The sequence below is a fragment of the Actinomadura fibrosa genome, from assembly GCF_900659615.1.
In the GTDB taxonomy this organism is placed as follows: domain Bacteria; phylum Actinomycetota; class Actinomycetes; order Streptosporangiales; family Streptosporangiaceae; genus Spirillospora; species Spirillospora fibrosa.
Window position 1 is genome coordinate 1 of record NZ_CAACUY010000351.1, and the last position, 7,457, is coordinate 7,457.

At 75.6% G+C, this 7,457-nt stretch carries 8 protein-coding genes; 2 read left to right on the plus strand and 6 right to left on the minus strand.

Annotation, left to right across the window (positions count from 1 at the left end):
• Positions 1–1,441 (minus strand): DHA2 family efflux MFS transporter permease subunit (locus E1300_RS45735; protein ID WP_242619823.1); only part of this gene is annotated, 1,441 nt, incomplete at its 3' end.
• Positions 1,442–1,584: 143 nt separating this feature from the next.
• On the opposite strand from E1300_RS45735, the gene E1300_RS45740 reads away from it, so the two are divergent.
• Positions 1,585–1,872: a hypothetical protein gene (locus tag E1300_RS45740; RefSeq protein WP_131763528.1), complete on the plus strand. Its 288-nt coding sequence runs from the start codon at positions 1,585–1,587 to the stop codon at positions 1,870–1,872.
• A gap of 33 nt (positions 1,873–1,905) precedes the next feature.
• Here the strand turns inward: E1300_RS45740 and E1300_RS54105 are convergent, their stop codons facing one another.
• Both E1300_RS54105 and moaA read right to left on the minus strand, forming a co-directional pair.
• Entirely contained in the window at positions 1,906–2,787 is an 882-nt protein-coding gene (locus tag E1300_RS54105; protein WP_131763533.1) for an NTP transferase domain-containing protein, read from the minus strand.
• 340 nt (positions 2,788–3,127) lie between these two features.
• A complete protein-coding gene (gene moaA, locus E1300_RS45755; RefSeq protein WP_242619824.1) occupies positions 3,128–4,117 on the minus strand; it encodes a GTP 3',8-cyclase MoaA in 990 nt (329 codons plus the stop codon).
• 163 nt (positions 4,118–4,280) lie between these two features.
• Here moaA and E1300_RS45760 point away from each other — a divergent pair, with 163 nt between their 5' ends.
• Positions 4,281–5,096, plus strand: coding sequence for an alpha/beta hydrolase (locus E1300_RS45760; protein WP_131763529.1), 816 nt, complete (start codon positions 4,281–4,283; stop codon positions 5,094–5,096).
• Here the strand turns inward: E1300_RS45760 and E1300_RS45765 are convergent.
• The 3 genes from E1300_RS45765 to E1300_RS45775 all read right to left on the minus strand — a co-directional run.
• Positions 5,093–5,956 carry a hypothetical protein gene (locus E1300_RS45765; protein ID WP_131763530.1) on the minus strand — a complete coding sequence of 288 codons (864 nt, stop codon included), beginning with the start codon at positions 5,954–5,956 and terminating at the stop codon, positions 5,093–5,095. The genes E1300_RS45760 and E1300_RS45765 overlap by 4 nt on opposite strands.
• Positions 5,957–5,967: 11 nt before the next feature.
• Positions 5,968–7,161: an RtcB family protein gene (locus E1300_RS45770; RefSeq protein WP_131763531.1), complete on the minus strand. Its 1,194-nt coding sequence runs from the start codon at positions 7,159–7,161 to the stop codon at positions 5,968–5,970.
• A 104-nt stretch (positions 7,162–7,265) separates the two neighbouring features.
• On the minus strand, positions 7,266–7,457 hold a 192-nt coding region (locus E1300_RS45775; RefSeq protein WP_207400359.1), incomplete at its 5' end, for a SelB domain-containing protein.

Below are 7,457 nucleotides of genomic sequence, written 5' to 3' on the forward strand. Positions count from 1 at the left end.
CCGGCGCTCCGCCGCCGCGGCGGCCGGTGAGGAGGTCGTAGCCGGCGGCCGCGAGCGCCGCCAGCACGAACGCGAGGATGACGACGAGGCCGCGGCGGAACGCCGCGGCCCAGTCGCCGCCCGTCCCGCCGAGCCCGGCGAAGAACACCGAGCCGACGGCGGCGACGCCGGTGGCGGTGCCGACGCGCTGCCCCGTCTGGAGCACTCCGGCGGCGCTGCCGCCCTGCTCGGCCGGGACCTCCGACAGGGTGATCGTCTGGTTCGGGGAGATCACCAGGCCGCTGCCGGTGCCCGCGACGAGCAGCGGCACCGCGGTCGCGAGCGCCACGCCCCGTCCCGGCTCCAGCTCCACGGCCACCCACGCCGCGACCAGTCCCGCGGCCACCAGCGCGAGCCCCCCGGCGACCAGCGGGCGGCCGTAGCGGGCCACGGCCCGGCCGCCCACCGCCGCCGCCGTGCCCGACCCCACCGCGAACGGCGTGATGGCGAGGCCCGCCTCCAGCGCCGAGTAGCGCAGGCCGTTCTGGAGGTAGAGGGTGAAGATGAAGAACACGGCGGTGAACCCCGCGAAGTACAGCAGCGCGATCGCGGCGCCGAGCGAGTACGACCGCAGCCGGAACAGCGCGAGGTCGACCATCGGCTCCCGCGCCTGCCGCTCCCAGCCGGCGAAGGCCGCGAGCAGCACGGCGCCCGCGGGCACCAGCAGCCACTTCCCGGAGCCGTGCCACTCCTGCGCCTGGACGAGCGGCAGGAGCACGCACACGACCCCGGCGCCGAGCAGCAGGACGCCGGGCGGGTCCAGGCCCTGCCGCCTCCCCCGGACCGGCGCGGGCAGCAGCCGCCACGCGAGGACGAGCGCGGCCACGCCGACCGGGACGTTGACGTAGAACACCCAGCGCCAGCCCTCGCCGGTGCCCGCCAGCGCGATCAGCGCGCCGCCGAGCAGCGGGCCCGCGGCGGTCGCGATCCCGATCACGCCGCCGAGCGCCCCGAACGCGCGGCCCCGCTCGGCGCCCCGGAACAGCTGCTGGATGATCCCGGCGACCTGCGGGGTCAGGACGCCGCCCGCCGCGCCCTGGACCAGCCGGGCGACGACCAGCCACAGCACGCTCGGCGCGAGCCCCGCGACGGCGCTCGCGGCGGTGAACAGCGCCAGCCCGGCCATGAACACCGCGCGGCGGCTGCGGGCGTCGCCGAGCCGCCCGGACGGCACCAGCGCCAGCCCGAACGTCAGCGCGTACCCGGACAGGATCCACTGGAGCCCCGCCTCGGAGGCGTGCAGCCCCTCGCGGATCGAGGGCAGCGCCACGTTGACGATGCTGACGTCCAGCAGGCTCATGAACGCGGCCACGAGGCAGACCGAGAGCGCCCGCCAGCGGTGGCGGCGCTCGGCGGCGCGGCCGGCCTCCGCGTCCGCGCCGCCGTCACTCTCGGTGCACACGAGCCGGTCTTATCCGCAGAACACCAGGTCAAACGCCATGCCACCGGCACCTGACCGCGCACACCGCGTAGCGGGCCGCCATGCGGCCCCATCGCCGCCCTCCCGGCCGCCGTCCCGCGGGCGTGCTGTGCCACAGTGTCCGGATGACCGAATCCGCGCCGGACACGGGCCCCGGCGAACTCCAGTGCTCCGCCAAGGGCTGCCGCGCCGACGCCGTCTGGGCCCTGCGCTGGAACAACCCCAAGATCCACACACCGGACCGGCGGAAGGTCTGGCTCGCCTGCGACGAGCACCGCGCGAGCCTCTCGGCGTTCCTGGACCGCCGCGACTTCCTGCGCGACGTCGTCCCCGTGGCCGAGCGCGACTCCCCGGCCCCGGAAGCGCCGGAACCGGCCCCGGAACCGGACGCCGGCCCCGCCGAGAACGCCTGAACCCGCCCTGAGGCGCCGCTCGAACCGCCCTGGCTAAGCCTCCGTGCGGGCGCGCTCTTCGGGCGGGACGTCGACGTCCCCGCCGCGCCAGCCCTCGGCCAGCTCGGTCAGCCGCGCGGCGGCGTCCCGGGCGGGCACGCCGCGGCCGACGGCGAGGCCGAGCATGTACGCCGTGAGCGGCGCGCCCGGCCGGGCCACGCCGTGCGCGACGTCGCGGGCCAGGTCGAGCACCAGGTCCCGGTCGATGTCGCCGCGTTCGAGGCCCAGTTCGAGGCAGGCCGCCTGCATCCACTCCTCAAGTACCGACATGGCTTCCCTCCGCGCGCCGTCATGGACGCTGCCCACTCTCGCACGCGAGCCCGGGGCGGAGCTCGCCAGGCGCTCGGCGCGCGCCAGTTCCTCCGGCGTGTCGCAGTCGTACCAGGGCGGGCGCGCCTCCCCCGGCAGGGCAACTGCGACCGGCTCCAGGGGTCCGAGCACGCCGCGCAGCGACGCGCCCGTGTAGGCGTCCAGGGCGGTGCGGAGCGCGGCGGTGCGCCAGCAGCCGGCAAGCCACTGCTCCCGGCCCCGCCCGTCCACCAGCACCGCGCCGGACGCGCCCGCGCCGGACGCCGCCTCCAGCAGCTGTGCGAGGTGGACGGGACGCAGGAACGGCAGGTCGGCGGCCAGCAGCGCGAGCCAGGGCGAGCGCACCTCGGCCAGCCCGGCGCGCAGCGCGGGGACCGGCCCCGCGCCGGGCGGGTCCTCCCGGACGACGACGGCGTGCGGGAGCAGGTCCCGCGGCGGCCCGACGACCACCAGGCGGGACGCGCCGGACGCGGCGGCCGCGACCCACTCGACGAGAGCGCGTCCGGCGACCGCCGCCGAAGGCTTGTCGGCGCCCCCAAACCGGCGGGCGCCCCCACCCGCCAACATCACCGCGTCGAACGAAACCCCACGGACCGACGCGCCACCGCCCTGTACCCCACCAGCCGAGCGACCGACTGACGAGCCACCACGAGACGCGCCATCGGACGCACCGCCCCGCACGTCGCGGGAGGCACCACCAAGCGCACCACCGGACGCGCCACCGGACGCGCCACCGGACGCGCCACCGGACGCGCCACCGGACGCGCCACCGGACGCGCTGCTGGGCACGCCGCCGGGCACGCTGCCCGGCACATCGCGAGACGCGCCGCTGGGCACACCGCCAGCCGCACCGCCGGGTGCGCCACCGGGCGCACCGTCAGGCGCATCGCTGGGCGTCATCGGGGGTTCAGCCGCCGATGGCCGACATCGGGCGGGCGGGTTGCAGGAACGACGGGTCGTCGATGCCGTGCCCGGCGCGCTTGCCGCGCACGGCGCGCCGCCACCGCTCGGCCACCTCGGCGTCGCCGGCGCCGCGGCGCAGGGCGTCGCGCAGGTCGGACTCCTCGGTCGCGAACAGGCAGTTGCGGACCTGCCCGTCGGCGGTGAGCCGCACCCGGTCGCAGGCGCCGCAGAACGGCCGGGTCACCGAGCCGATCACGCCGACCGTCGCCGGGCCGCCGTCGACGCGGAACGTCTCGGCGGGGGCGCTGCCGCGCTCGTGCGCCGCGTCGGGTTCGAGGGAGAACTCCGCGGCGAGCCGGTCCAGGATCTCGTCGGCGGTGACCATGTGCTCGCGGACCCAGCCGTGCTGGGCGTCCAGCGGCATCTGCTCGATGAACCGGAGCCGGTAGCCGTGCTCCAGGCAGTAGCGCAGCAGCGGCACGGCCTCGTGGTCGTTGACGCCGCGCATCAGCACCGCGTTGATCTTCACCGGTTCCAGGCCCGCGGCCCGGGCCGCGGCGAGCCCGGCCAGGACGTCGCCGTGGCGGTCGCGGTGGGTGAGCCGCTTGAAGGTGTCGCGATCGAGCGTGTCGAGCGAGACGTTGACGCGGTCGAGGCCGGCGTCGGCGAGCGGGCCGGCCAGCCGGGACAGCCCGATCCCGTTGGTGGTCAGCGAGATCTCCGGGCGCGGCGCCAGCTCCGCCGTCCGGCGGACGATGCCGGCCAGGCCGCGCCGCAGCAGCGGCTCCCCGCCGGTGAAGCGGACCTCCGTGATGCCGAGCTCGCGGACGCCCAGCGCGACCAGCCGCACCACCTCGTCGTCGGTGAGCAGCTCGGGCTTCGGCAGCCAGTCCAGCCCCTCCGGCGGCATGCAGTACGAGCAGCGCAGGTTGCAGCGGTCGGTGAGGGAGACCCGCAGGTCCGTCGCCGTACGGCCGAAGGTGTCTACGAGCACGGTCACCCCTTTCCGGCTGCTCGGCGGCCCGGTCCGGGCCCGGCGCCGATGGACGTCGATCTCCACAGCCTATTGCGGTGGTTGACGATCCGCTCCATCGCGAGAGACGGTATCGGCCCGGTCACTGAGCGGCGGCAGCGCCATCGGCCAACAGGAGGTACGCGTGGCAGGGTCACGGGAGTGGGAGTTCGCCGGGGTGCGCGGCGCCGTCACCGCGCGGATCTGGGCGGCGGACCGGCCGCGGTACGTCGCGGTCCTCGCGCACGGCTACGGCGAGCACCTCGGGCGGTACGGCCACGTCGCGGACGCGCTCGTCCGGCACGGCGCGACCGTGTGCGGGCCCGACCACATGGGCCACGGCCGCTCGGCGGGCGAGCGGGTCCTGATCGAGGACGTGGAGGAGGTCGTGGCGGACCTGCACACCGTCGTGGAGTCGGCGCGCACCGACCTTCCCGGCCTGCCCGTCATCCTGATCGGCCACTCCATGGGCGGGCTCATCGCCGCCCGCTACGCCCAGCTCCACAACGAGGAGCTGGCGGGGCTGGTGCTGTCGGGGCCCGTCCTCGGGCGCTGGGACGCCCTGTCCGCGCTGCTCGCGCTGGACGAGATCCCCGAGGTGCCCATCGACCCGTCGACGCTGTCCCGCGACCCCGCCGTCGGGAAGGCCTACGTCGAGGACCCGCTCGTCTGGCACGGCCCGTTCAAGCGGGCCACGCTCGAAGCGCTGGACGCCTGCATCCGGCGGATCGCCGAGCACGGGACGGTCGGCGCGCTGCCCGTCCTGTGGGTGCACGGCGAGGACGACCGGCTCGTCCCGCTGGAGGGGAGCCGCGCCGGCATCGAGGCGCTCCGGGGCGCCGACCTCACCGAGCGGATCTATCCGGGCGCCCGGCACGAGGTGTTCAACGAGACCAACCAGGACGAGGTGATCGGCGAGGTCCTCGCCTTCGCCGACCGCGTGCTCGCCCGGCCCGCCTAGGCTTCCGCGGGCCGCGCCCTCCGGGACGCGGCCAGGCGGTCCTTGACGACGCCGTGCTGCCACCAGACGAGCGGGCGCAGCTCGCCGGGGTCCTCGGGCGCGTCGCCGCGGGCGAGGACCTCCGCCCGGGCCTGTCGCGCCACGCTCACGTCGCGGTGGAAGTCGCGGAAGATCTGGATCTCGCCGCTGTGCCCGGAGCTGCGCCGCCAGGGCCCGAGGTAGTCGTAGGCCATCCCGTGCGTCCCGGACGGGTTGCCCATCTGCCCCGCCTGAATGGCCCAGTACCGCATCTCCGCGGCGCTCCGCGGCTTGAGCGCGACGAGGCCGTGCAGGCGTTCCACGATCCCCTCGTCCGGCACGAGGCGGTGCCGCGCGAACCACGCCTTCGGGTCCTCCAGCGCGGCGTCCAGGCCGTGGGTACGCCAGCGGACCGTCCCGTCCGGCGGACGGGACGCCGGCAGCGCCCGGGCGAGCGCGCGGGCCGTCCGCGCGGTGAACGGGGTGTGCCAGGCGGGCACGAGGACGACCGGGTCCGCCGGGTCGCCGTCGAACGGGGTCGGGACGAGGAACGGGCGGTCGATCATGAGGAGCGTGCCCGGCCGCGACTGGTAGGACAGGCCCCACAGCAGCCGGCCGAGGACGCGGGCGCCGTGCCCGTCCGACAGGACGTGCCAGGTGTCGTGGAACCGGTTGGTGCTGAACCGGGCGGCGGTCCCGGGCCGCAGCCCGATGACCGTGTGCTCCCGCCCGTCCAGCCGCAGCGTCCTGCGGTGCAGCTTCATGCCGTCCGCGGCGGACCGCGCGTTCCCCGTCCGCTGCCGCCGCGCCCCGCGCCGCGGGCCCGCCCCCGTGACCGTCACCGTCCCGCCCCTCAGCCCTTCACGCAGACGAGCTGCCGGAGGTGCGCCACGACCTCGACCAGGTCGGACTGCGCCTCGATCACCGTCTCCAGGTCCTTGTAGGCGGCGGGGATCTCGTCGATGACGCCGCTGTCCTTGCGGCACTCGACGCCCTTCGTCTGCTCGACGAGGTCCTCGACGGTGAAGCTCTTGCGGGCCTTGTTCCGGCTCATCCGGCGGCCGGCGCCGTGCGAGGCGGAGTTGAACGCGGTCTCGTTGCCGAGGCCGCGGACGATGTAGGTGCCGGTCGCCATCGAGCCCGGGATGATCCCGAGGTCGCCGCGGCCCGCGCGGATCGCGCCCTTGCGGGTGACGAGCAGCTCGGCGCCGCCGTACTCCTCCTCCGCCACGTAGTTGTGGTGGCAGGAGATGACCTCGCCCCAGCGGCAGCGCTTCGCGCCGAACCGCTTCGTGACGACGTCCTGCGCGAGCGCCATCATGACCGCGCGGTTGCGGCGCGCGTACTCCTGCGCCCAGAACAGGTCGTGGCGGTAGGCGTCCATCTTCGCGGTGCCGGACAGGAACACCGCCAGGTCGGCGTCCGGGAGGTCCTGGTTGTGCGGGAGCTTCCGGGCCGCCTCGATGTGGTGCTCGGCGAGCTCGTTGCCGATGTTGCGGGACCCGGAGTGCAGGACGAGCCAGATCGCCCCGTCGTCGTCCGCGCACAGCTCCAGGAAGTGGTTCCCGCCGCCGAGCGTGCCCATCTGCGACCGCGCGCGGCCGAGCTTGGCGCGCACCGCCGGGTGCAGGTCCTCGAACGCCTTCCAGAAGTCGTACCAGCCGCGCTCCTTCAGCCCCGGCAGCGCGGACGGGTCCACGGCGCGCTTGTGCGAGCCGCGGCCGACGGGGATCGCCTTCTCCAGCCCGTGCCGGACACCGGACAGGTCGTCCGGCATGTCCTCGACGGTGAGCGAGGACTTCGCCGCGGTCATCCCGCAGCCGATGTCGACGCCGACCGCGGCGGGCGACACCGCGTCCCGCATGGCGATCACGGAGCCGACCGTGGCGCCCTTGCCGTAGTGGACGTCGGGCATCACCGCGAGGCCCTCCACCCACGGCAGGGCGGAGACGTTGCGGAGCTGGTCGAGGGCGAGGTCCTCGACGGAGCCGGGGTCGGCCCACATCCGGATGGGAACGCGGCCGCCCTTCAGGGTCTGGTACGGCATGCCTTCTCTCCTTGGACGACGGGATCCGAACCGTGATCTATGACGCCAGAAGCAGCCTGCCCGTTTCAAAGGGTTTTTCCCGCCGCGCGGAAGCCGCTGGGGCGTCAGGACGTCCGGCGCGCGGTGAGGCCGAGGCGGTCGAGGTGGCGGAGCAGGGCCACGGCGACGCGGCGGCTGGCGGGCAGCGCGTCCGCCGCCTGGCGCGGCGTGAACGGCTGCGGCAGCGCGGACAGGAGGCGCAGGGCCTCCCGGTCGGCGCCGGGCAGCAGGACGACGCCGTCGCCGAGCCGCAGGAC